The organism is Aeromicrobium sp. 50.2.37, assembly GCF_024655735.1.
In the GTDB taxonomy this organism is placed as follows: Bacteria; Actinomycetota; Actinomycetes; order Propionibacteriales; family Nocardioidaceae; genus Aeromicrobium.
Window position 1 is genome coordinate 29149 of sequence record NZ_JANLGG010000009.1, and the last position, 25048, is coordinate 54196.

A 25048-nucleotide genomic window follows, 5' to 3' on the forward strand; every position below is an offset into this window, starting at 1 on the left:
GGGGGGGGGGGGGGGGGGGGGGGGGGGGGGGGGTGGGGGGGGGGCGCCCGCGGCCGCCCCCCCCCCCCCCCCCCCCCCCCCCCCCCCCGCCTCCAGGAGGGAGCGAGCTGCGCTCAGCGCTCCTCGGCACCGCTGATGAAGGCCTCGAGGCGCTCGCGGCCGACGTCGTCGGGACGCTGCTCCGGCGGGCTCTTCATCAGGTACGACGAGGCGCTCAGCAGGGCGCCGCCGATGCCACGGTCCTTGGCGATCTTCGCCGCACGGATGGCGTCGATGATGATGCCGGCCGAGTTGGGCGAGTCCCACACCTCGAGCTTGTACTCCAGGTTCAGGGGCACGTCGCCGAACGCGCGACCCTCGAGGCGTACGTACGCCCACTTGCGGTCGTCGAGCCACGCCACGTAGTCCGACGGGCCGATGTGCACGTTGCGGTCGTTGGCACCCACGCCGGCGAGCGAGCCGGTGAGGTTCGACGTGACGGCCTGGGTCTTCGAGACCTTCTTGGACTCCAGGCGCTCACGCTCGAGCATGTTCTTGAAGTCCATGTTGCCGCCGACGTTCAGCTGGTAGGTGCGGTCGAGCGACACGCCGCGGTCCTCGAACAGCTTGGCCATGACGCGGTGCGTGATGGTGGCGCCGACCTGGCTCTTGATGTCGTCGCCGATGATCGGGACGCCGGCGTCCTCGAACTTCTTGGCCCACTCGGGGTCGGAGGCGATGAAGACGGGCAGGGCGTTGACGAAGGCGACCTTGGCGTCGATGGCGCACTGCGCGTAGAACTTGTCGGCCTCCTCCGAGCCCACGGGCAGGTAGGAGACGAGCACGTCGGCCTGCGTGTCCTTCAGGACCTGGACCACGTCGACGGCGGGAGCGTCGGACTCCTCGATGGTCTGCAGGTAGTACTTGCCGAGTCCGTCGAGCGTGTGGCCGCGCTGGACCGTGACGCCGGTGGGCGGCACGTCGGTGATCTTGATGGTGTTGTTCTCGCTGGCCGTCGTGGCGTCGGCCAGGTCGAAGCCGACCTTCTTGGCGTCGACGTCGAACGCGGCGACGAACTCGATGTCGTTGACGTGGTAGTCGCCGAACTGGACGTGCATGAGGCCGGGGACGGTGCCCGCCGGATCGGCGTCCTTGTAGTACTCGACGCCCTGGATGAGCGACGTGGCGCAGTTGCCGACGCCGACGATCGCGACGCGGATCTGGTTGGTGGCCGAACCCATGGGTTCTCCTTCGTGACGGGTGATGAGGGTGGATGGATGGTCGTGCGGATGAGGGGGATCAGGTGGGGGGAGGTGGCGGCTCGTCGTGCGGGTTGCGCTCGCGCTCGATGAGCTCGGTGAGCCAGCGGACCTCGCGCTCGACGGACTCCAGGCCGTGGCGCTGCAGCTCGCGGGTGTAGGCGTCGGCGCGGTCGCGGCCACGCTGGGTGGCCTCGCGCACGTTCTCGAGCCGTTCCTGCAGTCGGCTGCGGCGGCCCTCGAGGATCCTCACGCGCGTGGCGCGCTCGGTGCGCGCGAAGAAGGCGAACCGGACGCTGAAGGTCTCGTCGTCCCAGGTGGCCGGACCGGAGTCCTCCATGGCGCGGGCGAAGTACTCCTTGCCCGCGGCGGTGAGGTGGTACACGATCCGGTTGCGACGTCCGCGCACCTCGACGGCCGGGTCGTCGTCGGCCTCGATGAGGCCGGTGCGCACGAGCGACTTGAGGCAGGGGTAGAGCGTGCCGTAGGAGAGCACGCGGCCCCAGCCGAGCAGGCTGATGAGCTCCTTGCGCAGCTCGTACCCGTGCATGGGCGTGTCGTGCAGCAGCCCGATGGTCGCGAGCTCGAGGGTCGCTCCGCGACGGGGCATCGCGATCCTCCTGGACGGCTCGGGAGACGTCACCATGACGACTCGGTATATCGGGACGATACATCAGCGCGGCATGACATGAAAGACCGTATGTCAGGTCGGGCGGGTCGGGCGAGACCGTCGGGACGAGACGCGTGCCACAGAACCGGAGGACCAGGCATCATGGCCTTCTCAGGTTGGTCAGGCACACTGGCCTGATGCCGCGCCGTGTCCCGGGCGCACGCACAGCACCACGCCCTGCCTGGAGCAGGGCCGAGACGGAGGAAGTGGTCCGTGGCCACCAGCACGCATCGAACCAAGGCGAAGAGCACCCCGAGCAAGCCGGGCCTGTTCCGCCGCATCAGTGGCGACGGTCCGCGCTGGAAGCAGGCGCTGCGGTGGTTCGCGGTGCTCGTCGTGCTCGGGCTCTTGGGCGGCGCGCTCTTGTTCTTCGTGCTCTACCGGGTCATCGAGATCCCCGATGCGAACGCGGACTTCCAGACCCAGACCACCAAGGTCTACTACTCCGACGGCAAGTCCGAGCTGGGCGACTTCGCCATGCAGGACCGTGAGAGCGTCCCGCTCGACGAGATCCCGGCCGTGATGCAGGCCGCCGTGATCGCGGCCGAGGACCGCACCTTCTACGAGAACCGCGGTCTCGACTTCAAGGGCATCGTCCGCGCCGCGCGCGACAACGCCACGAGCGGCCAGATCACCGGCGGTGGCTCCACCATCACGCAGCAGTACGTGAAGGTGCTCTACCTGAACCAGGACCGCTCCTACAAGCGCAAGGTGCGCGAGGCGATCCTGTCGATCAAGATCCACAACCAGCTGAGCAAGTCCGAGATCCTCGAGGGCTACCTCAACACCATCTACTTCGGCAACGGCGCGTACGGCGTCGAGGTGGCGGCTCAGACGTACTTCGACAAGCCGGCCTCCGAGCTCAACTACCCGCAGGCCGCGATGCTCGCGACGGTCATCAACAACCCCACGTACTTCGACCCCTACACCGAGGGTGCGGAGGAGCGGATCCTGCCGCGCTACCGCTACGTGCTCGACGGGATGGCCAAGTCCGGTGCGATCACGGCCGAGGAGGCCGCCGAGTTCAAGGACCGGCTGCCGAAGTTCGCCGAGAAGAAGAACGCCAACCGCTTCAAGGGCACCAAGGGCTACCTGCTCGCCCTCGTCCAGAAGCAGCTGCAGGACGCCGGCTTCAGCGACAACCAGATCCTGGGCGGCGGCCTGCGCGTCGTCACGACCTTCGACAAGCGGCTGCAGGCCGACGCCGTCGAGGCCGTGAAGAACACCGTGCCGCAGGACCTCGACGAGCTCAACGTCGGCCTGGTCTCGGTCGAGCCCGGCACCGGTGACGTCAAGGCGATGTACGGCGGCAAGGACTACCTGGAGAGCCAGCTGAACTGGGCCACGTCCAGCGTGCAGCCGGGCTCGACGTTCAAGGTGTTCGCGCTCGTGGCGGCACTCGAGGACGGCTACAGCCTCCGGACGACCCTCAACGGCAACTCGCCGGTGCGCATCGGCGGGGCCGAGGTCGGCAACCAGGGCGACAGCGGCGGCCAGTCCTTCGGTCGGGTCACGCTCGAGTACGCCACGCAGAAGTCCATCAACACCGCGTTCGTCGACATCACCCAGCAGATGAGCGGCGGTGCCGACGCCGACATCTCGGTCGGCGCCCGCAAGGTGCTGGAGGCCGCCAACGACGCCGGCATCCCCACCTCGGTGACCGACCAGATCGACCCGGTCGCCGTCACGTCGCTCGGCTACGCCGGCGTGCCCGCGGTCGACATGGCGAACGCCTACGCGACCCTCGCCGCCGACGGCGAGCGCGCGGAGTGGCACGTGCTGTCGAAGGTGACCAGCGCCCAGGGCGACGAGCTGGAGCTGCCCGCACGGGAGACCAAGCGCACGATCCCCGAGGACGTCGCCGCAGACACCCTCGCGGCGCTCCAGAAGGTGACGCAGGCGGGTACCGGCACGAGCGGGCGCACCATCTGCCCGACGGTCGGCAAGACGGGCACCGCGACGGCCGGCGCCGACGACGACCAGCGCGTCTCGTCGTCGTGGTTCGTCGGGGCCACGCCCAAGCTGGCCACGGCCGTGACGCTCAGCCGCGGCGTGGGCAACGAGGACCTCGAGGGTTACCTCGTGCCGTTCTTCGGTGGCACCTACCCGGCGCAGACCTTCAAGGCGTTCATGGACCCGGCGCTCGAGGGCACCGAGTGCGGGACCTTCCCGGCCCCGGCCAACATCAAGGCCGACAAGGGCAACACCTACACGCCGCCGGCCCCCAAGCTCAAGAAGACCGAGAAGCCGAAGCCCAAGCCCGAGCCGACGACCCCGCAGCCGACCACGCCGGCCCCCACCGAGCCCGAGCCCACCGAGCCCGAGCCCACGCCCACGCTCCCCGGCGGTGGCGGTGGCGGTGGTGGCGGCGGCGGGAACTGAGCCCGTCCGCGCTCACCGTCGTCAGAGGTAGGTCTGGCACCGAATCGGATCGTCGGAGGTAGGTCCGGCACCGAATCGGATCGTCGTAGGTAGGTCTGGCACCGAATCGGATCGTCGTAGGTAGGTCTGGCACCTAGAACCCGGAGAATTCGGTACCAGACCTACCTTGGACGGCCCCACGTCTCACGGCTCCCGACGGCGCGGAAAGAGGGTGCGAGCGCCCTGAGGCCCCGCCGCGCCCCGCGGCCCGGGTGCTCGGGTGCTCAAGTGCTCGGCCGAGCCTCGGGCCCGGCTGGTCGGTCGAGGCCTTCGGCGAGCAGGACCACTCGGAGCCGCAGCGGCGCAGCCGCAGGGCAGGACCCGACCTGGCCGACGCAGTCGCAGGGCAGGACCCGACCTGGCCGACGCAGCCGCAAGGCACGGCCAGCCGCAGCCGCGGCGCACCACCGACCAGGCCGACGCAGCCAGCCGGACGGTCGGGGACGAACCGTCAGTCCACCACGACGCGGTCGAACGTGGCCGTCGTGTACCGGACGGCGCACGGCACGGCGTCGCCGACGGCGGGTGCCGCGGCCGAGGCCGGGAGCAGCACCTGCGAGGCGTGCATGTGCGGCGGCTCGGCGAACCAGCGCTGGCGACCGTCGACGGTGAACGGGCTCAACGCGAGCCCGGCCGCCTCGAGGCTGCCCTTGGCGAACGTCTTGCCGCGCTGGACCACGCCCACGCCCGAGCGGGGTGCCTCGAGGCCGACGCCGTGGCTCGTGCCGCCGGAGATCACCAGCAGGTAGCCGTCGCGCGGCACGGGGCGCTGGCGGTACCCGACGCGCTCGCCGCGCGAGACGCGGTGCACGTCGAGCACCCGCGCGCGCACGTCGAGCGCGCCCAGGTCGCCGAGCCACAGCGAGGTGCCCACGCGGGGCCGCACCGTGAGGCCGGGGCGCCGTTCGCGCAGCTGGTCGAGCTCGCTCGGACCGAGGTGCGACACGAAGAACGTGGAGGTCTCGAGCTGGGAGGCCTCCAGGGCGGCGGCCCACGACTCGGCCTCGGCCAGGTTGCTGCCGGTCATCGGCAGGTGGGCGGCGAAGCCCTCGACCTGCAGCTCGCCGAGAGCGGCGACCGCCGCGGCCAGCTCGTGCCGGTCGAGCCCGTGGCGGGCCATGGAGGTCTCGCCCTCCACGACGACCCGGGCCCCGGGGCGCAGCCGTGCTAGGGCGGCCACGTCCTCGACGCGACCGACCGTGTGCACGACCCGCGGGTCGGCGAGCGCCTGCTCGACGGCCGAGCCGTCGAGGAACGGACGCCACGGCCCGAGCACCATCACGTCGCCGCCGAAGGTCGCCAGCGCCTCGGGCACCTCGGCGTACACGCCGACCGCCACGGTGTCGGCGCCCAGCGCGGTGCTCTCCGCAGCCAGTCGTTCGCGTCCGAACCCGTACCCGTTGCCCTTGATCACCGGGACCAGCCCGGGCAGCCGCGCGGCGGTGGCCGTCAGGTGCCGACGCCACCGCTCGGTGTCCACGTGCAGCTCGAACGTCATCGACCTCTCCCCCCCGTGGTGTTTCGAAGGGTTCTCGACGATTCGGGCGACGAGGAACGTCGGTAACCCTTCGAGACGCGGCTCGCCTCGGCGGGCGTCATCCTCGTCTCCTCATATCGCGACTGCGTCGCGCATTCGTCGCTCGGCTGACGTGCGAACGTCGCTGTCCGGGTGCACGTCCTGCGTAGCCCCGACGGGCGACGCTCCCACGTCATCCTCGTCTCCTCATGTAGGCGGTGAAGGCGGCGTAGAGGGGACGGTTGAGGGGGAGGTCCCACTCGCCGAGGTACTCCACCGCCTGGCCGCCGGTGCCGACCTTGAACTGGATCAGGCCGACGTGCGAGTCGTCGGGGTCGAGGGTGTCGGTGATGCCGCGCAGGTCGTAGACGGTCGCGCCGGCCGCCAGGGAGTCGCGCATCATCTGCCACTGGACGGCGTTGGAGCCGCGCACCTCACGCTTGGCCGACGTGGACGCGCCGTAGGAGTACCAGGCGTGCGTGCCGACCTGCACGAGCGTGGTGGCCGCCACCAGGTCGCCCTCGTGGTGCGCCAGGTACAGCCGCATCCGGTCCGGGTCCTCGGCGTTCAGCGCGTCCCACATCGTCAGGAAGTAGCCGAGGGGACGGGGCGTGAAGTGGTCACGCTCGGCCGTCTCGGTGTAGATCCGGTGGAAGGCCTCCACGTCGTCGCGCGAGCCGAGCGTGACCTCCACGCCGGCCTTCGCCGCCTTGCGGATGTTGCGGCGCCACAGCTGGTTCATGCCCGCGAGCACCTGGTCCTCGGTGAGTGCGGTGCCGTCGGCGTCGGCGAGCGGGAGCCAGAAGTTGTACTGCGGCTGGCCCGCGCTGAACCCACCCTCCGTGGCGAGCCGACGCCAGCCGAGGTCGCCCAGTCGGTCGGCGACGGCCAGCGCGTCGGCGTCGTTGACGTCGGCCGGGACCTCGCCGAGCGTCCCGAGGGCGGAGTCGGCCACCGCGGCCTTGACGGTGGCGGCGTGCCAGCGGCGGGTGACGACGGGCGGTCCCATCCGGATGCCGAACGCCTTCTTGGCCTTGAGGTGCGCGGCGAGCGGCTCGAGCCAGGCGCCCAGGTCGTCGCCCGCCTCGAGCCACGGCAGCACCGGCCCCTCGGGCAGGTAGGCGAGGAAGCGCTTGACCTTCGGGACCTGGCGGTAGAGCACGAGCGCGGCGCCGACCACACGGCCGGACGCGTCGACCCAGCCGACGGACTCCGCACCCCACTCGGCCTTGACCTGTGCCCACGCTGGGGTCTGCAGGAAGGAGACGGAGGGACGGCTCGCGACGAAGTCGAGGTGCTCCTCGCGGGTGATCGTGCGGACGGTCACGGATGCGGGGCTCACCCGGCCGAAACTACCAGCGTCGAGCACGGCCGCAGAATCAGTTAGGCTTGCCTAAGCAGGCCCGTCGGGCGCCCCGCGTGCGGCGCTCGCGGCCACGCACCGCTCCCCAGCTCTCGGAGGAACCATGCCCACCGCCGCACCGGCGATCTGCACCGCCACCGTCGTCCGGAAGGTGCGGCTGTCCGCGCACCTGGTCACCGTGACGCTGCGACCGGACACCTTCGTCTCGACGGGCGTCCCGGACGAGTACGTGCGGCTGCTGATCGCCCCCGACGGCGCCGAGCTCGCGATCCCGGAGTACGACGAGAACTGGGTCATGACGCTGCCCGAGGGCGGCGTCGAGCCGGCGGCGCGGGTCTACACGATCTCCGACCACCGGGTGGTCGACGGCGCACCGGAGATCGACATCGACATCGCCGTGCACGAGCGCGGCGTCGGCTCGGACTGGGCGCGCAGCTGCGTCACCGGCGACCGGGTGGGCCTCATGGAGCCGCACGGCCTCTACGCCGCCCCCGACGACACGCTCTGGCAGCTGCTCGTCGCCGACATCACCGGTCTGCCGGCCCTCGCCCGCATCCTGCGTGGGCTGCGGCCGGGGCAGCAGGTCGAGGCCGTCGTGGTGCTCACCGACGAGCGCGACCGGATCGCCCTGCCCAGCCCGGCCGACGTCGACGTCCGCTGGGTGGTCGTGGACCGGGAGACCGACATCTGCGGCGCCCTCGAGGCGGCCGTCACCGAGCGCAACCTGCCCCGTGCGGGCGAGGTGAGCGCCGAGGTCCCGGCCAGCCGGTACGTCTGGCTCGCCGGCGAGGCCCGGGCCAGCCGCGGCGCGCGACGTCGGCTCCGGCGCGACCTCGGCTGGCCGCAGGCGGACTTCTACACCTGCGGGTACTGGCAGATCGAGGCCGAGCAGTGGAACGCCCGCTACGAGCAGGTGGCCGAGGAGGTGGACGCCCAGGCCCGGCAGGCGTACCTCGAGCTGGCCGACACCGACCAGGGCGCCTACCTCGACGCCATCGAGGAGATCTACGAGAAGGCCGGGCTCTGACGGGCTCCACGGCCCACCAGGTCTCCTGGTGAACGGTCCCCGCCCGGACCACCGCCGTCGCGGGCCGGGGCGTCGCACCTAGCGACGCAGCAGCGACCCGACGAGGTGCGACAGCTCGCGCATCCTCACCACGCGGGCCGCGGCGAGGTAGCCGAGGCCACCGAGCACACCGGCCACCGCGAGCACGACGAGACCGCCCTCGGGGGTGTCTCGCGACACGTCGACGGAGGCGAGCGCGGCGGTGGTCCCGAGCATGATCGCGGCGGCGGCACCGCACGCGACGACGAGCTTGACCAGGAACCGGCGGGTCTCGGCATCGACCAGGCCGCCGCCGAGCCGACGCGACAGCAGCGTCGTCGAGAGCACGGCGCCCACGGCGTAGGCGACGCCGAACGCGAGGGCGAGCCGGGGAGCGAACTCGTCGGGCTCGGCTCCACGGGTGAAGCCGATCGCGGCGGCGACGTTGACGGCGGCGATGACGACCTGGACGAGGAACGGGGTGCGCGTGTCCTCGTCGGCGTAGAAGCCGCGCAGCACCATGTAGTGGATCGTGAAGAACAGCAGTGCGAGGGCGAACGCGGCCATGGTGGACCCGATGGCCGGCGCGCTGACCCGCAGCGTGGGCGCGAAGCCGAGCACGGCCGCGGCGGGCACGCCCAGGCACGCCAGGGCGACGGCCAGCGGGGCGATCACGGCCAGCGTGATGCGGGCCGTGCGCTGCAGCTCGAGCATCATCCGGTCGTACCGGTGGTCCTGGGCGAGGGCGGAGATCGTGGGGATGATCGCGGTCACCAAGGAGACGGTGATGACGCCGTGCGGCATCTGGCTCACGAGGTAGCCGAGGGCGTACACGTTGGCCCCCGCACCGTCCGCACCCTCGCTGGCTCCGGTCAGCGTGCCCTTCGAGCCGAGCCGCTGGACGACGATGTAGGCCACCTGGTTGGCGGCGATGAAGCCGAGTGTCCACGCTCCGAGCCGCAGGGTGTGACTCAGCCCGACGCCGCGGAAGTCGAACCGCGGGGAGAACCGGAACCCGGCGGCACGCAGCGAGGGCAGCAGGGCGAGGAACTGCGCGACGATGCCGGCCGTGGCGCCCAGGCCCAGCAGGACGGCCTCGTTCGTGGTGAAGCCGCCGCTGCCCGCGGCGTGGCCGTGGACCACCAGGAACACGCCGAGCGACAGCATGGCCACGACGTTGTTGACGATGGGCGCCCACATCATCGGGCCGAACCGGCGGCGAGCGTTCAGGACCTGGCCCACCAGCACGAACGCGCCGTAGAAGAAGACCTGCGGCATGCACAGGTACATGAGCAGCTGCGCCGACTCCCGCTGCGCGGCCAGCTCGGGCTCGAACAGCTCGCCGTCGAACACGACCCGCATGATGAGCGGGGCGAGTGCGACGAGTGCGAGGGTCGCGACCCCGAGCACGAGCATCCCGAGGGTGAGGATGCGGTTGGCGTAGGCGTCGCCACCGTCGGCGTCCGAGCGCATGGCGCGCACGAGCTGGGGGACGAGCACCACGTTGAAGACGCCGCCCGCCAGCAGGATGTAGAGGGCGTTCGGGACGGTGTTGGCGATCTCGAAGAGGTCGCCGTTCAGTGCCGCACCGATCGTGAAGGCCAGCAGGAAGCTGCGACCGAGGCCCGTGAAGCGCGAGACGATCGTGCCGAGCGCCATCCACGCGCTCGCCCGCGCGACGTCCGACTGGGCGGGTGTGTCCTCGACGGACGGGTGCTCCGGAGGCAGAGGCGCCTCGGGGGCCGTGGCCTCCTGCGCCAGGGCCTCGGTCGGCTCGGTCTCGCCGGGCTCGCCGGAGTCGCGGTGGCGGGGAGGTTCACTCATCGGGCTCGCCCCGGTCGAGCGCGTCGCCACGGCCGCGACCACGCAGGAACCGGCGCCCGAGCGCGAACAGCACGAACAGGCCCGCCGCCCCCATCAGGGCCCACAGCGCCATGCCGACCCGGCTGGAGCGCACGTTGAAGGAGTCGGCCTGGCCGACCGGCGTGCCGCTGCTGGTGATGAGCTGCGCGGTGAAGGTCGACGAGGTCTGCTCGCCGACGTCGACGGTGACGGTGATCGTGCGCCGCTCGCCGGCCTCGACCTCGACGGGCTCGACGTCGGGCACCGTGAGCGCCGGGTTGCTCGTGCTGATCCGCACCCCGACGCGGATGGGGTCGTCGGTGTCGTTGCTCACCGTGAGGGGGAAGGTGCCCTGCGAGCTCGAGAGGGTGATCGCGGGCGGCCCCTCGACCTGGAGCCCGTCGAGCGCGCCGCGGGTACGTCGGAGCTGGGCGGCGGCGGCCGCCGCGCCCACGTCGCGGTCGCGGCGCCACGCGACCGAGAGCAGGTCGGCGACGGTGCGGTCGGTGCGCGCCGTCACGTCGTCGGCGTCGACGACGAGGTCGGAGACGAGGGCCGAAGCGCGCACGAGGGCCTCGACGTCGCGCAGCTGTCGTCCACGCAGGGGCGTGGCGTCGGGGGTGCGCGGGACGGACCCCGTGTACGACGCGCGGCCGGTCGAGAGCAGGTCCTCCAGGTCGCTCGGCGTGACGAAGTCGGACGTGAAGGCACCGGAGAACGAGCCGGACTCCGCGCCACCGGGGTTCCAGGTGGGGTCGATGAGGACGAAGGCGTCGGCCTTGGACTGCCGGTCGCCGCGGCGTTCGAGCGAGGCGAACGCGGCCTCGCTCACCAGCCGCTGGCGCAGGGTCGCCACGGTCTTCGAACCGGGCACGCCGACGTCGAGCCCGGCGTTGACGAACAGCGGGACCGGGCCCTGGTCCGTCCGGCGGGTGACGATGGAGCCCAGGCGCGGCTCCCAGTCGGGCACGGCGTCGCGCGTGACGATCACCGGTCGCTCGCCGCCGTCGCGCACCTCGGCGAGCAGGCGCGACGTGACGCCGGTGCGCGTGGGCCACGTGACGCGTCGTCCGGTGAGCTGGAACCGGGCCAGGGTGTCGGTCGTGGCGCGGTTGACGGTGGCGGCGAGCTGGGCGGCGTCGTCGGAGGTGCTGATGGCCAGCACGTCGGGCCGGGCGTAGTCCAGGGACCAGGTGGTGACCCGGCGGGAGAGGTCGGTGAGGTCGGTCAGGAAGGTGCGTGCTGCCGCGCGCTGGACGGCGGTGACCTGCACGCCCTCGGGCAGTCGGCGTGCCTCGGCGAGGTCGTCGAGGCCGACGAGCAGGGCGGGGTCGAGCACGATGGTGGTGCCCGGGCCGGGGGCCTGTCGGGCCCGGTCGAGCAGGTTGCGCAGCTGACCACCGGGCGAGACGCGCTCGGCCAGGTCGGGTGCGTCGAGGTAGGTGCCGTCGGGGCCGATCCGGTCCGGCATGACGAACGGCCACACGAGACCGCCCGGCACGCGGGGCGAGGTGTCGTCGATGCGGGGCAGGAACGTGGTGGCCCGGGCGATGGCGTTGGTGTCGCGGGTGCCGTCCTCGGCGGTCGCGAGCACCTGCACGCCGACCGGGTAGACGCCCTCGGCGCCGTTGACCCTCAGGTCCTCGTAGGGCACCTGGACGCGGAACGGACGGGTCGAGCCCGGCTCGAGGGTGCCGACCTCGTCGATGGCGTCGAGCTCCACGACGCGCTGGCCGGTGTAGGTGGTCTCGCTCTCCACGGCGTCGGTGACCTGCTGCCGGGTCGTGAACGGGGCGGGCGCGATGACCAGGTAGGCCTGCGCCTTCGTCCAGCGCTCGTCACCGGCGTTCGTGATGAGTCCGCTCAGGGTCACCGTGGCGCCGTCGCTCAGCTCGGTGGGGCTCACCCCGGTGATGCGGATCGAGACGTCGGGGTCGGTGGCGGCCTCGGCGGCCGGCGCGCCGACGAGGACGGCGCCCCACCCGACGAGGGCGGCGAGGACCGCGGTGACCCAGCGGTGGACGGACCAGCGGACGGAGCGCGGGCCCGGACGCAGACGTCGGCCCGGGTTCGTCACCCGGCCCATCGTAGTGGCCGCACCTGTGCGCCCCCGGGACGCGGCACGTCGGCAGCGCCGCGCCCACCACGCAGGTCGGCACCGGTGCTCGGACACTAGACTCTCCCCCCGTGCCCGACCCTCAGCCGACGACCGACGCCCCCGCCGTGCGCGCGGCCGTGGCCGCGGTGCTCGACGAGCACCCCGTGCTCGCCGACCTGGGTGCCCTGTTCGAGGCCGCCGGGCACGAGCTCGCCCTCGTCGGCGGCCCCGTGCGCGACGCCCTGCTCGGCCGTGCGGTCAACGACCTGGACCTGACGACCTCGGCGCGTCCCGACGACGTGGAGCGCATCGTGGCCGGCTGGGCCGACGCCGTGTGGGACGTCGGTCGCGAGTTCGGGACGCTCGGCTTGCGCAAGGGTGGCGACCAGATCGAGATCACGACGTACCGGGCCGATTCCTACGACGTGTCGTCGCGCAAGCCGCAGGTGGCCTTCGGGGACCGGCTCGAGGGTGACCTGTCCCGCCGCGACTTCACGGTCAACGCACTCGCGGTGCGGCTCCCGTCGGCAGAGTTCGTCGACGAGTTCGGTGGCCTCGCCGACCTCGCGGCCGGGCTGCTGCGCACGCCCGTGACCCCGGAGCAGTCCTTCAGCGACGACCCGCTGCGGATGATGCGTGCCGCCCGGTTCGCCTCGCAGCTGGGCTTCGCCGCCGACGAGGCCACGGTGTCGGCCATGACCGCCATGGCCGACCGGATCGAGATCGTGTCGTCCGAGCGGGTCCGTGACGAGCTCGTGAAGCTGGTGTGCGGTGGCGACCCGGTGGCCGGGCTCCGCCTCCTCGTCGACACCGGCCTGGCCGAGCACGTGCTGCCCGAGCTGCCGGCGCTGCGGCTGACCGCCGACGAGCACCACCGTCACAAGGACGTCTACGAGCACTCGCTCACCGTCCTGGAGCAGGCGATCGAGCTGGAGCACCGCCTCGACCAGCGACCCGACTTCGTGGTCCGGTTCGCCGCCCTCGTGCACGACATCGGCAAGCCGCGCACCCGACGCTTCGTCGACGACGGCACGGTCACGTTCCACCACCACGACGTGGTGGGCGCCAAGATGACGCGCAAGCGGATGAAGGCGCTGCGCTTCAGCAACGACCAGATCGACCAGGTGAGCCTGCTCGTCGAGCTGCACCTGCGGTTCCACGGCTACGGCTCGGGGGAGTGGACCGACGCGGCCGTCCGTCGCTACGTGCGCGACGCGGGCGACCAGCTGGAGCGGCTGCACATCCTCACCCGTGCCGACTGCACCACGCGCAACCGGCGCAAGGCACAGCGTCTGCAGCGCACCTACGACGACCTGGAGCGCCGGATCGAGGTTCTGGCCGCCCAGGAGGAGCTCGACGCGATCCGTCCTGACCTCGACGGCAACCAGATCATGGAGATCCTCGGCATCGGACCCGGTCGCGAGATCGGCGAGGCGTACCGGTTCCTGCTGGACCTGCGCATGGACCGCGGACCCCTCGGCGAGGACCTGGCTGCGGAGGCGCTGCGCGCCTGGTGGTCCGCGCGCGGCTGACGGGCCTGCTCGTCCGCTCCTCCCGTCTCGCCGGCGGCTGACGTCGCACGGACCTGCGGCTGCGTCGACGCGGCGCGTCGTGGGGGCGTTCTCCGAAAGGCCTCGACGGGGCGGTGGCGTCCGGGGCGGCCGAGCCCTCCGGCTGCCCCATCGGTGGATCGTCAACATCTGGAGTGGTTCTGCGGTTGCTGAGCCACCGATGCACTCGTGGGGCCGCCCCCCTCGGTGGATCGTCAACATCTGGCGGGGTCCTGCGGTTGCTGAGCCACCGATGCCCCTCGAGCGGTGACTCCTCCACCCTTCGCCCCACCGAGCGGTGACTTCTCCACCTTCTCGGCGCTGAGAATGTGGAGAACGCACCGCTTGGGTGGGCCGACACTCCGATCCGGTGGAGAGCTCACCGCTCGGGGTGGAGGATGCCCTCCCCGCATCCCGCATCCCGCGCCCCGCAAGCCCGGTCGCGACGCTGGGTCTCGCCCGGTCGAGGCCTTTCGGAGGCCGACCCGACCAGGAGCCGCGGCAGCGCAGCCCCACCCACCGCGGAGCGGCGGCAGCGGAGCCCCACCGACCGCGAAGCACAGCAGCGCAGCCCCACCCCGCCGAGGAGCCGAGGCAGCGGAGCCCCACCCACCGCGAAGCACAGCGGCGCACCCCACCCAGACGCAGAACCACGGCAGCGCACCCCCCACCTCCACCCGCTTCCGCCTACCCTTCTCCCATGACTGCAGTGAGAGCTCTCTGATGGCCGGCGGACTCGTCGCCCTCCTCGACGACGTGGCCGCGCTCGCGCGCCTGGCCGCCGCATCGGTCGACGACGTGGGCGCCGCGGCCGGACGGGCGAGCGCGAAGGCGGCCGGCGTGGTCGTCGACGACACCGCCGTCACCCCGCGCTACGTGCACGGTCTCGACCCGAAGCGCGAGCTGGCGGTCATCGGCCGCATCGCCAAGGGCTCCCTGCGCAACAAGCTGCTCGTCATCCTCCCCGCGGCCCTGCTGCTCAGCCAGTTCGCGCCGTGGCTGCTCACCCCGATCCTCATGCTCGGCGGCACCTACCTGTGCTTCGAGGGCGCCGAGAAGCTGTGGGAGAAGGTCTCGGGCCACCACCCGCCCGAGGAGCCGTCGTCGTCGAAGGGCGAGGACCAGGAGGCCACGGTGGTGTCCAACGCCGTGCGCACCGACTTCATCCTGTCGGCCGAGATCATGGTGATCGCGCTCAACGAGGTCGCCGAGGAGGCGTTCGTCTCCCGCGCGGTCATCCTGGTCGTCGTCGCCATCGGCATCACGGCGCTCGTCTACGGCGTGGTCGCGCTCATCGTGAAGATGGACGACGTCGGACTCGCCCTCACCGAGCGCACCTCGAGCGTGGCGCAGAAGGTCGGCCGAGGTCTCGTCAAGGCCATGCCCAAGGTGCTGGCCACGCTCGCCACGGTGGGCATCGTCGCCATGCTCTGGGTGGGCGGGCACATCCTGCTGGTCGGCACCGACGACCTCGGGTGGCACGCCCTCTACGACCTCGTGCACCACGCCGAGGAGGCCGTGCACGACGCCGTCTCCGGCGGCCTCGGCTCCGTGCTGGCGTGGCTCACCAACACCTTCTTCTCCGCGATCATCGGTCTCGTCGTCGGTGCCGTCGTGGTGGCGGTGCTGCACCTCGTCCCGCGTCGGCGCGGCGCGGCCGCCCACTGAGGCAGGGGTCGCGTCTCGGCCCGACGGCGGTGGTCAGGCGCGGCGCTCCCGACCACTAGGGTCCTGAGTGGGAAGAACACTCAACAATCGGGAGACACCATGACCATCCGTCGTGCGGGCATCGCCGCCGCCACCACCATCGCGCTCCTCGGCCTGGGCGCCTGCGGCTCCGACGAGCCCGAGAGCGAGCCGACGTCGGCCGCCTCCGAGCCGAGCGAGGAGGCCACGGAGGACGCCCCGGCGGCCACCGAGGGCTCACCGGCCTGGGCCAAGCCGTTCACGACCCCGGGCGAGAAGATCGCCACTGTCGAGGCGGGCGACGTGACCGTCGACGTCTACCAGGTGGGCACCGCCAAGGCCACGAAGACCGGCAACTTCGTCGACCCGGAGAAGAACGAGCCGATCATCGACGAGGGCGACGAGATCGTGTTCGTCAACTACGTGGTCACCAACAACGGCGACCCGATCGACCTCGGCTCCTCGCTGGTCGACGTCGAGTCGCGCTACGTCGACTGGCCGTACCTGCAGGGCATGGACGGCATCACCGACAGCGCGCTCTACGAGGAGCAGGACGTGCAGACGCTCGGCGTGTCCGAGATCGCCGACCCCGCCGTGTACACGCTCGGCAAGGGCGAGACCTTCGCGTACGGCGAGAACTTCCGCTACGAGAAGGGCACCGAGCTCGAGATCGAGGTGCGCTACACCCCGGTCGACGCCGAGGGCGAGCTGCTGCACGACGACCGGGTCGAGGGTGAGGGCAAGGGCACCATCTCCTGATCCCTCCACCCACCATGGGAATCCCCCACTCACCTCGGAGGGCTTCGAAGGTGAGTGGCAGAGAACCGTGGTGAGCTCGCGGTTCCCATCAGGTGATGGGAATCGCGAGGCCGCTGGGAACGACGAAGGGGCCCGGACCGTGATGGTCCGGGCCCCTTCGCGTCAGGTCACTGCAGGCTGAAGCACGGCTGGGAGAAGTCGTACGCCTCCGCCGTCGGACCTGCGGTGAGGTCCTGCTCGATCGACACGCCCGTGGGGGCGTCCTTGTCGACCTTGCTGATGACGCTCGCGCGGTACGCCGAGTCCGCGGGCTCGCCCGTGTTCTTGCCGGCCTCGTTGGGCAGCATGCCCTCGTAGTCGACCTCCTCGAGCGACTTCGCGGCCTCGACGAGGCTCTCGCGGGTGATGCCACCGTCCGCGTCGGCCTGCTCGAGGGCCGCGAGCAGCGGGTAGCTCCAGACCCAGCCGGCCGTGTAGCCGTCGCTCGGCGTCACGTCGCCCAGGGCCTCGCGCATGGCCTCGTGGCCCGGGGTGTCGGTGCCGAACGGACCCCACGGGCCCGCCTGGAAGTACAGCGCCTCGATGGCCGGGGCGGCCGCGGACTGCAGCAGCGCCGGGTTCCACGTGGGGCTGGAGCCGACCACGGTCCCGTCGAAGCCCTCGGCCGCGGCGCCGCCGACGATCGCGGCCATCTCGGCCGGACCGGTCGAGATCACCAGGAGGTCGGGGTCCTCGCGCAGCACCGACGCCACCGTCTCGGCCTGCTGGTCCTGGCCGGGCGGTGCCTTGATCTCGACGTACTCGAGGTCGTTGGCCTCGGCCGCTGCCTCGACGCCGGCCGCGGCGTCTCCGCCGTAGTCGTTGTCGTAGCCGACCGCCGCGACCTTGTCCCCCACGTCGCGGTTCGCGACGGCCCAGTCGACGCCGTTCATGGCCTCGAAACAGTAGTTGGCACCGCTCTCCAGGATCTGGTCCTCGAACTCCCAGGCCGAGTTCCACGAGGCCGGCACGCCGATCACGTCGTCAGCCTTCATGTCCTCGAGGATCGCGAGGGTCTGCGAGGAGCCCAGCGTCTGGCCGAGCGCCAGGATGTCCTTGCGGATCTCCTGGTACTTGCGGTTGTGGATCTCGGGGTTGTACTCGGCGTCCTGGACGTACTTCGTCACGTCGACGTCGTAGCCGCCGACGCCGCCGTCCTCGTTGACCTTCTGCCAGAACGCCTTCTGCGCGTCCGTGATGGGCACGGCGAGCGGGGCGAACGGGCCCTTGGTGAGGTCGGAGATCACGCCCAGGTAGATGCAGCCGTTGTCGTCGTTCACGGCCTGCGGGCAGGCCTCGTCGGTGATGCCGTCGGCAGCCGAGTCGCTGCCGCCGGAGCTGCGGCAGCCGGTGAGCACGAGTGCCGCCACCGCGGCACCGACGCCGGCGCGCAGCAGGTGTCGAGAGATTCTCATGACGTTCCTTTCGAGGGTGGCGAGGCGCGTCGTGCGACCTCGTTCGGGGGGTTCCCGCAGGTGCGGGGGGACCGACGTCAGTAGGAGAAGGGCCACCCCTTCCAGTAGTTCCGCACCCGCATCCAGATGCCGAAGAGGCCGCGGGGCTCGAAGACGAGGAAGAAGACGATGAGGGCGCCGTAGATGATCGCCTCGAGCTGGAAGACGGTCAGCAGCCCGCCGCCGACGGCGCTCGTGCTGATCAGCGGCACGTAGTGGGCGATCTCGGTCGAGATCCGGGGGAGCAGCGCGATGAACATCGCGCCCATGATCGAGCCGCTGATCGTCGCCACGCCGCCGATGAGGATCATCGCGAGGTACTGGATGCTCAGCAGGAGGCTGAAGGCCCCCGGCTCGAAGACGCCCACCACGGCGAAGTAGAGGGCGCCGGTGACGCCGGCGAAGAACGAGCTCATCGCGAACGCCATGACCTTGTACTTCGTGAGCGCCACCCCGATGACGGCCGCGGCGACGTCGCGGTCGCGGATGGCGCCGAACGCGCGACCCACGCCCGAGCGGGCGATGTTGCGGCCGATGATCGCGAACACGATGAGGAACACGAGCCCGAGGAAGAACTGCTTCTGCTCGCGCGACATCTCGATGCCGAGCAGCGGACCGGCCTGGGCGAAGTCGATGCCGAACAGCTCCAGGTCGGCGCCACGTCGGCCGACGCCGGAGCCGCCGGTGATGTCGCGGGCGTTGCGGAACACGTGGTCGCCGATGAACACGATGCCGAGCGTCACGATGGCCAGGTAGAGGCCGCGCAGCCGCACCGCGATGGGCCCGACGACCAGGCCGGCGACGGCGGCGACGACACCGGCCGCCGGCAGCCAGATCCACATCGGCAGCCCGTAGCCGAGCACCGGTCCGTCGGGGTTGCCACCCAGGACGGCGCCCGTGTACGCGCCGAGGCCGATGAAGAACGCGTGCCCCAGCGAGACCTGGCCGGCGTACCCGGTCACGAGGTTCAGCCCGATGGCGCCGACCGCGGAGATCATGCCGAGCGCCAGCACCTGCAGCAGGTCGTCGGCCACCAGGAACGGCAGCAGGAACGACAGCACCAGGATGACCGCGAGCGAACGGCGCTTGCCGGGCGTGTTGACGAGCGCGATGTCCTGCGCGTAGTCGGTGCGGGCGAGCGGACGACCGCGCAGGCCGCCGCGTCGGAACGGGGAGGTGATGCTCATACCCGCTCCACCTCCTTGGTGCCGTAGAGCCCGTACGGTCTGACCAGCAGCACCACGAACATGAGGGCGTAGGGGACGACGAGGGCGAAGTTGGTGCCCAGCCACGGTGCGTACTCCGGCTGGTAGGTGGCGGTGATCGCCTCGACGACGCCGACCGCGAGCCCGCCGATCACGGCACCCTGCACGCTGTCGAGGCCGCCGATGATGATGGCCGGCAGCGCCTTGAGCGCGATCGTCCAGCTGGTCTGCTCGATGCCGGCCGCACCGGCGGCCACGAACGTGCCGGCGATGGCCGCGAGACCACCGGCGATGCCCCAGGCGATCGCGAAGATCGTGCCGACCCGGATCCCCTGCGCGAGCGCGGTCTCCTGGTCGATGGCCGTGGCCCGCATGGCCAGGCCGGTGCGGGTGGCGCGGAAGAAGACGACCAGGCCGACGACGCACAGGGCCGTGACCGCGATGAGCCCGATCCGCTGGTAGGAGATCGACAGCCCGAACAGCTCCAGCCGCTCGCTGCCGCTGGGGTAGGTGACGATCTTGGGCTGCGCGCCGATGTACCGGTTGGCCACGATGCGCAGCACGATGTCGATGCCGATGGTGATGATCGCGAGCGTGAACACCGGCTTGCCCACCATGGGGCGCAGGGCCACACGTTCGACCAGCATGCCGACGAGCGCGCCGCAGACGATGCCGAGGACCATGCCGATCCAGAACGGCAGGCCGAACTCGACCGTGAAGTGGTACGTGAACAGACCGCCGATGATCATGAGCGCCGGCTGGGCGAAGCTGATCACCTTCGTGGCCTTGTAGATCATGACGTAGCCCAGCGCCAGCAGGGCGTAGATCGCGCCCTGGCCCACGCCGTTCAGCACGGCTTGCAGGAACTGGTTCACGTGCGGCTCCTGTCGCCTGCGTACATCTGGTCGATGAGGTCCTCGAACTGGGCGGTCACGGCCGAGCGCCGCACCTTCTGCGTGGCGGTGAGCTCGCCGTCGTCGTGGTCGAGCTCCTTCGGCAGGAGGGTGAACGCCTTGATCGTCTCGACGCTGGCGAACTTGGTGTTGGTCTCGTCGACGACCTTCTGCACGAGGGCACGCACCTCGGGCTTCTCGGTGAGGTCGCGGTAGGTGGTGAACGGCATCCTCTGGCGCTGCGCCCAGTCGCCGACGGTGTCGAGCTCGATGCCGATGAGCGCGGTCAGGAACTTGCGCCGGTCGCCGATGACGATGGCCTCCTTGACGTACGGCGACGCCTTGAGGCTGTTCTCGATCTCGCTCGGCGCGATGTTCTTGCCGCCCGCGGTGATGATGATGTCCTTCAGCCGGTCGGTGATGCGCACGTGCGTGCCGTCGACCCACTCGCCGACGTCGCCCGTGTGCAGCCAGCCGTCGGCGTCGATCGTGGACGCCGTCGCCTCGGGGTTGTTCCAGTACCCGGCGAAGGTGCCCTCGTGGCGGGTGAGGATCTCGCCCGTCTCGTCGTCGATGCGCAGCTCGATGCCGTCCTGCGGCTCGCCGACGGTGCCGAGCAGCACCCGGCCCCGGCGGTTGGCCGTGGCGACCGCGCTGTTCTCGGTCATGCCGTACACCTCGTGCATCGGCAGGCCGAGGCCCATGAAGAACTCCAGGACCTCGGGGGCGATCGGCGCGGCGCCTGACGCGGCGTAGCGCACCTTCGACAGTCCCAGCCGCTCGCGCAGGGCCCGGTACAGGAACAGCCAGCCGACGGCGTAGGCCACGCGGGTGGCCAGGGTGTGCCGCCCCTGGTTCGCGACCAGGGTGCGCCCGATCCAGCGCGACACCCGCATCCAGAGCGCGAAGTTGGCGCGCTTGAGGCGCGAGGCGCCCGACATGCGGATCTGCACGCCGGCCACGAGCTTCTCCCAGATGCGGGGCACGCCGAACAGCAGCGTCGGCTGGATCTCGCGCAGCGCCAGCTGCACCGTGTCGATGGACTCGGCGAAGTTCATCTGCACGCCCGACGCGGCACTCGTCCACACCGTGAACAGGCGCTCCGCCACGTGGCACAGCGGGAGGTAGGAGACCGCGAGGTCCTTCTCGTTGGCCGCCGGGTCGATCAGCGCATCGGTACGCAGCCGCTCCACGACCCAGGCGATGTTGCCCGTCGAGAGCATGGCGCCCTTCGGGGGGCCGGTGGTGCCCGACGTGTAGACGAGGGTGGCGAGGTCGTCGGGCTGGGCGGCGTCGACGAGCGCCTCGACCGCGCCCGGGTGCTCCTGCGCGTGGGCCCGGCCCGCGGCGAGGAAGTCGTCCCACGAGACGAGGCGCGGGTCGTCGTAGCGACCGTGGATGCCGCGGGGGTCGAGGTAGACGATCGTCGTCAGCTGGGGCAGGTCCTCGATGACCTCGAGCGCCTTGTCGAGCTGTTCCTGGTCCTCGGCGACGAGCAAGGAGGAGCCGGAGTCGCGCAGCACGTGGAGCACCTCGGGCGCCGGGTTCGTCGTGTACAGGCCGACCGTGGCCGCGCGGACCGCGGTGATGCCCACGTCGCAGAACAGCCACTCGGGCCGGTTCTCGCTGTGCACGGCCACGCGGTCGCCGACCTGCACGCCTGCGGCGAGGAGGGCGTGGCCCACGAGCACCGACTGCTCCCAGTAGTCGGCCCAGGTGATCTCCTCCCAGAGGCCGAGGTTCTTCTCGCGCATCGCGACGGCGTCGGGGCCGGTGCGGGCGCGCTCGCGCACGGCCTGCGCCAAGGTCGGGCGGCTCATCGAAGGTCCTCCGTGTCGTCGCCGGGCTCGCTCGCCGAGGGGCCCAGGTCGTCGACACCCAGGTACGCAGCGATGACGCCCGGGTGGTCCTGCACCTCGGCGGGGGTGCCCGTGGTGATCGGTGTGCCGAAGTCCAGCGCCATGACGCGGTCGGCGAGGTCCATGACCAGACCCATGTCGTGCTCGACGAGGATCATGGCGATGCCCAGCTCGCCGGCGACGTCGAGGATGAACCGGGCCATGTCCTCGGTCTCCTCGCCGTTCATGCCGGCGACCGGCTCGTCCAGCAGCAGGAGCTTGGGGTCCATGGCCAGGGCTCGGCCCAGCTCGATGCGCTTCTGCACGCCGTACGGCAGCATGCCCACGGGCAGCTGGCGGTAGGCCTCGATCTCGAGGAAGTCGATGATCTCCTCGACCTCGCGGCGGTTGCGCACCTCGGCCTTGCGGGCTCGGCCGAGCCAGGCGAGCGCCGACGGCCAGCCGTAGCCGAGCGCGTGGTGGCGCCCGAGCATGAGGTTGTCGACGACGTCGAGGTTGGCGAACAGCTCGATGTTCTGGAACGTGCGGGCCATGCCCATCGCGGCGATCGCGTGCGGCTTGGAGCCGAGGATCTCCTGCCCGAGGAACGTGACCGACCCCTTCTGCGGCCGGTACACGCCGGACAGCACGTTGAAGATCGACGTCTTCCCGGCGCCGTTGGGACCGATGACGGCGAACAGCTCGCCCTGGTGCACGTCGAGGTCGACGCCCTGCAGCGCCTTGACCCCGGCGAACGCGAGCTCGACGCCGCGCAGGCTGACGACCGGCTCGGTCGAGGCGCCGGCGTCGGGGCGGGGCGTGGGTTCGGTGAGCGAGTGGGTCACGAGAGCCACCTCTTGCGTCGCTTGTAGTGCTTGACGTCGCGGTAGGAGGTCGCGAGCTCGCCGCGCCCCAGGTAGAAGTCACGGATGTCGTCGTCGGCGAGCAGCTCGGCGGCCGGCTTGTCCATGACGACCTTGCCGTGCTCGAGCACGTACCCGTGGCTCGCGATGGACAGCGCCATGGTGGCGTTCTGCTCCACGAGCAGCACGGTCGTGCCACGTCGGTTGATCTCGACCACGATGTCCTTGATCTGCTGCACGATGCGCGGCGCGAGGCCCAGGCTCGGCTCGTCGAGGAGCAGGTAGTCGGGCTTGGCCACGAGCGCACGGCCCATGGCCAGCATCTGCTGCTCGCCGCCGGACAGGTAGCCGGCGATGTTGCGTCGGCGTTCGCGCAGCACCGGGAACAGCTCGTAGACCTCCTCGACGGCGTCGTTGAGGCTGCCCTTGCGGGTGTGCCCGCCGACCCGGAGGTTCTCCTCGACGCTGAACTCCGAGAAGACCCGGCGTCCTTCGAGGACCTGCCCGAGGCCCGCCGCCACGATCTTCGGCGCGGTGAGCGTGTGCAGCGGGACGTCGTCGAGCGTGACCTGGCCCTTGGTGATGGCCCCGTCGTGGACGTCGAGCAGCCCGGACAGTGCGCGCAGGAGCGTCGTCTTGCCGGCGCCGTTGGCTCCGAGCAGGGCGACGATGCTGCCGCGGGGGACCTGCAGGCTCACGCCACGCAGCACGAGGACGACGTCGTTGTAGACGACTTCCAGGTTCTTGACCGCCAGCACAGGATCCCTCTCGTCGGCTGCGGGGTTGCGGCGAACCTAGGCCATGACGTGGGTCACAAGCAATATGCACCTGGTGTGAATGTTCACTTCGGGTGCATCATGGTTGCGTGATTCGACCAGAGGCGTCGCCGCTCCCGGAGCGCGAGCAGCGGGACGGGCGGGTGGCGCGCGGCAACCGGACCCGTCGGGCCATCGTCGAGGCGCACGCGGAGCTGATCCGCGGAGGCGACCTGCTGCCCACCGCGGCCCAGGTGGCGGAGCGCGCCGGTGTCTCGGTGCGCACGCTGTGGGGTTCGTTCGGCGACATGGAGGGCCTGCTCCAGGCCACGACCGGCTACTGGTTCGAGCAGGACTCGGCCCTGCGCGGCGAGGTCGACCCGACGGCCCCGCTGCCCGAACGCATCGAGCGCTTCTGCGCCGAGCGGGCACGTCGGCTCGAGAACATCTCGCCCGCGGCGCGCGCGGCCCAGCTGAAGGAGCCGTTCTCGCCGACGCTGCGCTCGAGCCGACTCGGTCACGTGGAGCGGGTGGTGCACGACATCGAGCAGGCCTTCGCCGGTGAGCTCGACGCCTGCTCCGACCCCGCGGCCCTGCTCGACGCCCTCGTCGCGGCGACGTCGTGGAACGCCTGGTCCCTCCTGCGCGACGACCTGCACCGCTCCGTCGCCGCCGCCCACGCCGCCATGCTCCACACCGTCCGCGCCCTCCTCTCCTCCCCCTGACCCCTCCCCGCCCGCCTCGACTCGTCAGAGGTAGGTGGCCCGCGGAATGTCGGTGCTCGGCCGTGAGAGGTAGGTGGCCCGCGGAATCGACTCGTCAGAGGTAGAGGGCCCGCGAATACCGCTGCCGTATCCGCGGAAGGCTTACCTCGGGGTGCCGAGGTAGCGCGGGCCACCTACCGCTCGGTCGGAAGGTGACGCGGCACCTCTCGACGGACTGGCGGTGGCCCGAGGAGATGTGAAGAGTGGCGCATAACGGCCCGTCGGGTCTGGCGCGCCCAAGCCGAAGCGCGGAAGCGTGAGGGGAACCGGTTCGGTCAAGCCCTGGAAGCCAGGCCCGAAGTTCGGTGGCGGCCCGGTGTAGCCGTTCGCGACGAGGCGTCGGTAGACCGCGAGCACCGCCGACGTGGGGCTGTGCTCCGCGGTCACCTGGACGTAGTCGAGATCGATCCGCCTGAAGATCCGGTACCGGTCGAGATCCTTGAGGTACTGCGACCGATCGCTCTGGTGGTGGCCGCCCTCGTACTCGGCCGCGAGCCGGAAGAGGCGCCACAGCCAGTCCGCGAGAGCGACCGCGCGACCGTCGACCAGGACGGGAGCGTTCACCTCGGGGGCCGGAAGACCCGCGGCCCAGAAGTAGATGCGGGTCTTGGACTCGGGGATGGAACGCGACTTCGCGTCGAGCAGGCGCGAGACCTGCCGTGCTTCCCACGCGCCCGCTCTCCAGTCGTCCCTCTCGCAGAATCGATGCAGCGAACGGATGGTCATGTGCCCCTGGGCGAGGAGCCAGTCGCCGGCCGCCACAGCCTCCGGCAGGGAGAACCACCGACAGATCTCCACGAACGCCGCTTCGGGGCAGACGGTCCTGTCCTCGTGGTCGGGCAGGCGCTCGGTGCGGTGGAACACGATGCCGTCGACGTCGCGGTGAAGATCGCGCGGCACGACCATCTGTATCGGCAGGTGCGGACCGAGGTCGAGGCCGAGCCGCTGGAGCACGGTGGCGCCGGTGAACATCGCGTCGTCGGGAGCATGCAGCAGTGCCGCGCGCCACCAGCAGGCCTCCGTCATGACGTGATCGGTGTGGACCCAGA

General features: G+C 71.1%; 19 protein-coding genes. 6 read left to right on the forward strand and 13 right to left on the reverse strand.

Features of this window, described 5'->3' with window-relative positions:
• Positions 1-113: 113 nt before the first annotated feature.
• Positions 114-1220, reverse strand: coding sequence for an inositol-3-phosphate synthase (locus tag NUV38_RS06545; RefSeq protein ID WP_257728350.1), 1107 nt, complete (start codon positions 1218-1220; stop codon positions 114-116).
• A gap of 58 nt (positions 1221-1278) precedes the next feature.
• On the reverse strand, positions 1279-1848 hold the full coding sequence (locus NUV38_RS06550; RefSeq protein WP_257728351.1) for a PadR family transcriptional regulator: 570 nt from the start codon (positions 1846-1848) through the stop codon (positions 1279-1281).
• A 273-nt stretch (positions 1849-2121) separates the two neighbouring features.
• On the opposite strand from NUV38_RS06550, the gene NUV38_RS06555 reads away from it, so the two are divergent.
• A complete protein-coding gene (locus NUV38_RS06555) occupies positions 2122-4290 on the forward strand; it encodes a transglycosylase domain-containing protein (protein ID WP_257728352.1) in 2169 nt (722 codons plus the stop codon).
• A 490-nt stretch (positions 4291-4780) separates the two neighbouring features.
• Here the strand turns inward: NUV38_RS06555 and NUV38_RS06560 are convergent, their stop codons facing one another.
• Together NUV38_RS06560 and NUV38_RS06565 are read right to left on the reverse strand one after the other, a co-directional pair.
• Positions 4781-5827, reverse strand: a complete 1047-nt coding sequence (locus NUV38_RS06560; RefSeq protein ID WP_257728353.1) for an alanine racemase — start codon at positions 5825-5827, stop codon at positions 4781-4783.
• A 211-nt stretch (positions 5828-6038) separates the two neighbouring features.
• Entirely contained in the window at positions 6039-7187 is a 1149-nt protein-coding gene (locus NUV38_RS06565; protein ID WP_257728354.1) for an aminoacyltransferase, read from the reverse strand.
• 124 nt (positions 7188-7311) lie between these two features.
• Between NUV38_RS06565 and NUV38_RS06570 the strand changes: the two genes are divergently transcribed.
• On the forward strand, positions 7312-8235 hold the full coding sequence (locus NUV38_RS06570) for a siderophore-interacting protein (protein ID WP_257728355.1): 924 nt from the start codon (positions 7312-7314) through the stop codon (positions 8233-8235).
• A gap of 78 nt (positions 8236-8313) precedes the next feature.
• On the opposite strand, the gene murJ is transcribed toward NUV38_RS06570, so the two are convergent.
• Both murJ and NUV38_RS06580 read right to left on the reverse strand, forming a co-directional pair.
• Positions 8314-10077: a murein biosynthesis integral membrane protein MurJ gene (gene murJ / locus NUV38_RS06575; protein WP_257728356.1), complete on the reverse strand. Its 1764-nt coding sequence runs from the start codon at positions 10075-10077 to the stop codon at positions 8314-8316.
• Positions 10070-12172, reverse strand: a complete 2103-nt coding sequence (locus NUV38_RS06580; protein ID WP_257728357.1) for a DUF6049 family protein — start codon at positions 12170-12172, stop codon at positions 10070-10072. The genes murJ and NUV38_RS06580 overlap by 8 nt, the downstream gene beginning before the upstream one ends.
• Positions 12173-12318: 146 nt before the next feature.
• Between NUV38_RS06580 and NUV38_RS06585 the strand changes: the two genes are divergently transcribed.
• The 3 genes from NUV38_RS06585 to NUV38_RS06595 all read left to right on the forward strand — a co-directional run bounded on the left by NUV38_RS06585 (position 12319) and on the right by NUV38_RS06595 (position 16188).
• Positions 12319-13725 (forward strand): CCA tRNA nucleotidyltransferase, encoded by a 1407-nt coding sequence (locus NUV38_RS06585; RefSeq protein WP_374626364.1) that lies wholly within the window; start codon positions 12319-12321, stop codon positions 13723-13725.
• A 741-nt stretch (positions 13726-14466) separates the two neighbouring features.
• Complete coding sequence (locus tag NUV38_RS06590) at positions 14467-15411, forward strand: DUF808 domain-containing protein (RefSeq protein ID WP_257728359.1); 945 nt, start codon at positions 14467-14469, stop codon at positions 15409-15411.
• A 99-nt stretch (positions 15412-15510) separates the two neighbouring features.
• On the forward strand, positions 15511-16188 hold the full coding sequence (locus tag NUV38_RS06595) for a hypothetical protein (protein WP_257728360.1): 678 nt from the start codon (positions 15511-15513) through the stop codon (positions 16186-16188).
• Between the two features lie 167 nt (positions 16189-16355).
• Here NUV38_RS06595 and NUV38_RS06600 read toward each other — a convergent pair whose 3' ends face one another.
• The 6 genes from NUV38_RS06600 to NUV38_RS06625 all read right to left on the reverse strand — a co-directional run bounded on the left by NUV38_RS06600 (position 16356) and on the right by NUV38_RS06625 (position 23238).
• The gene (locus tag NUV38_RS06600; RefSeq protein WP_257728361.1) at positions 16356-17642 is read right to left on the reverse strand and encodes an ABC transporter substrate-binding protein; all 1287 of its coding nucleotides are present in this window, start codon (positions 17640-17642) and stop codon (positions 16356-16358) included.
• Between the two features lie 77 nt (positions 17643-17719).
• On the reverse strand, positions 17720-18868 hold the full coding sequence (locus NUV38_RS06605) for a branched-chain amino acid ABC transporter permease (protein WP_257728362.1): 1149 nt from the start codon (positions 18866-18868) through the stop codon (positions 17720-17722).
• Complete coding sequence (locus tag NUV38_RS06610; protein ID WP_257728363.1) at positions 18865-19761, reverse strand: branched-chain amino acid ABC transporter permease; 897 nt, start codon at positions 19759-19761, stop codon at positions 18865-18867. The genes NUV38_RS06605 and NUV38_RS06610 overlap by 4 nt, the downstream gene beginning before the upstream one ends.
• On the reverse strand, positions 19758-21599 hold the full coding sequence (locus NUV38_RS06615) for a long-chain fatty acid--CoA ligase (RefSeq protein WP_257728364.1): 1842 nt from the start codon (positions 21597-21599) through the stop codon (positions 19758-19760). The genes NUV38_RS06610 and NUV38_RS06615 overlap by 4 nt, the downstream gene beginning before the upstream one ends.
• Complete coding sequence (locus tag NUV38_RS06620; protein ID WP_257728365.1) at positions 21596-22462, reverse strand: ABC transporter ATP-binding protein; 867 nt, start codon at positions 22460-22462, stop codon at positions 21596-21598. The genes NUV38_RS06615 and NUV38_RS06620 overlap by 4 nt, the downstream gene beginning before the upstream one ends.
• On the reverse strand, positions 22459-23238 hold the full coding sequence (locus NUV38_RS06625) for an ABC transporter ATP-binding protein (RefSeq protein ID WP_257728366.1): 780 nt from the start codon (positions 23236-23238) through the stop codon (positions 22459-22461). Before NUV38_RS06625 ends, NUV38_RS06620 begins: the two co-directional genes overlap by 4 nt.
• 107 nt (positions 23239-23345) lie before the next feature.
• On the opposite strand from NUV38_RS06625, the gene NUV38_RS06630 reads away from it, so the two are divergent.
• Positions 23346-23960: a TetR/AcrR family transcriptional regulator gene (locus NUV38_RS06630; protein ID WP_257728367.1), complete on the forward strand. Its 615-nt coding sequence runs from the start codon at positions 23346-23348 to the stop codon at positions 23958-23960.
• Between the two features lie 141 nt (positions 23961-24101).
• On the opposite strand, the gene NUV38_RS06635 is transcribed toward NUV38_RS06630, so the two are convergent.
• Positions 24102-25025, reverse strand: coding sequence for a hypothetical protein (locus NUV38_RS06635; protein ID WP_257728368.1), 924 nt, complete (start codon positions 25023-25025; stop codon positions 24102-24104).
• Between the last annotated feature and the right edge of the window lie 23 nt (positions 25026-25048).

Bases quoted from the DNA above. Each gene is read 5' to 3' on its own strand.
- NUV38_RS06545 (WP_257728350.1), bottom strand. From the start codon at position 1,220: ATGGGTTCGGCCACCAACCAGATCCGCGTCGCGATCGTCGGCGTCGGC.
- NUV38_RS06550 (WP_257728351.1), bottom strand. From the start codon at position 1,848: ATGCCCCGTCGCGGAGCGACCCTCGAGCTCGCGACCATCGGGCTGCTG.
- NUV38_RS06560 (WP_257728353.1), bottom strand. From the start codon at position 5,827: ATGACGTTCGAGCTGCACGTGGACACCGAGCGGTGGCGTCGGCACCTG.
- NUV38_RS06570 (WP_257728355.1), top strand. From the start codon at position 7,312: ATGCCCACCGCCGCACCGGCGATCTGCACCGCCACCGTCGTCCGGAAG.
- murJ (WP_257728356.1), bottom strand. From the start codon at position 10,077: ATGAGTGAACCTCCCCGCCACCGCGACTCCGGCGAGCCCGGCGAGACC.
- NUV38_RS06590 (WP_257728359.1), top strand. From the start codon at position 14,467: ATGGCCGGCGGACTCGTCGCCCTCCTCGACGACGTGGCCGCGCTCGCG.
- NUV38_RS06595 (WP_257728360.1), top strand. From the start codon at position 15,511: ATGACCATCCGTCGTGCGGGCATCGCCGCCGCCACCACCATCGCGCTC.
- NUV38_RS06600 (WP_257728361.1), bottom strand. From the start codon at position 17,642: ATGAGAATCTCTCGACACCTGCTGCGCGCCGGCGTCGGTGCCGCGGTG.
- NUV38_RS06605 (WP_257728362.1), bottom strand. From the start codon at position 18,868: ATGAGCATCACCTCCCCGTTCCGACGCGGCGGCCTGCGCGGTCGTCCG.
- NUV38_RS06615 (WP_257728364.1), bottom strand. From the start codon at position 21,599: ATGAGCCGCCCGACCTTGGCGCAGGCCGTGCGCGAGCGCGCCCGCACC.
- NUV38_RS06635 (WP_257728368.1), bottom strand. From the start codon at position 25,025: ATGACGGAGGCCTGCTGGTGGCGCGCGGCACTGCTGCATGCTCCCGAC.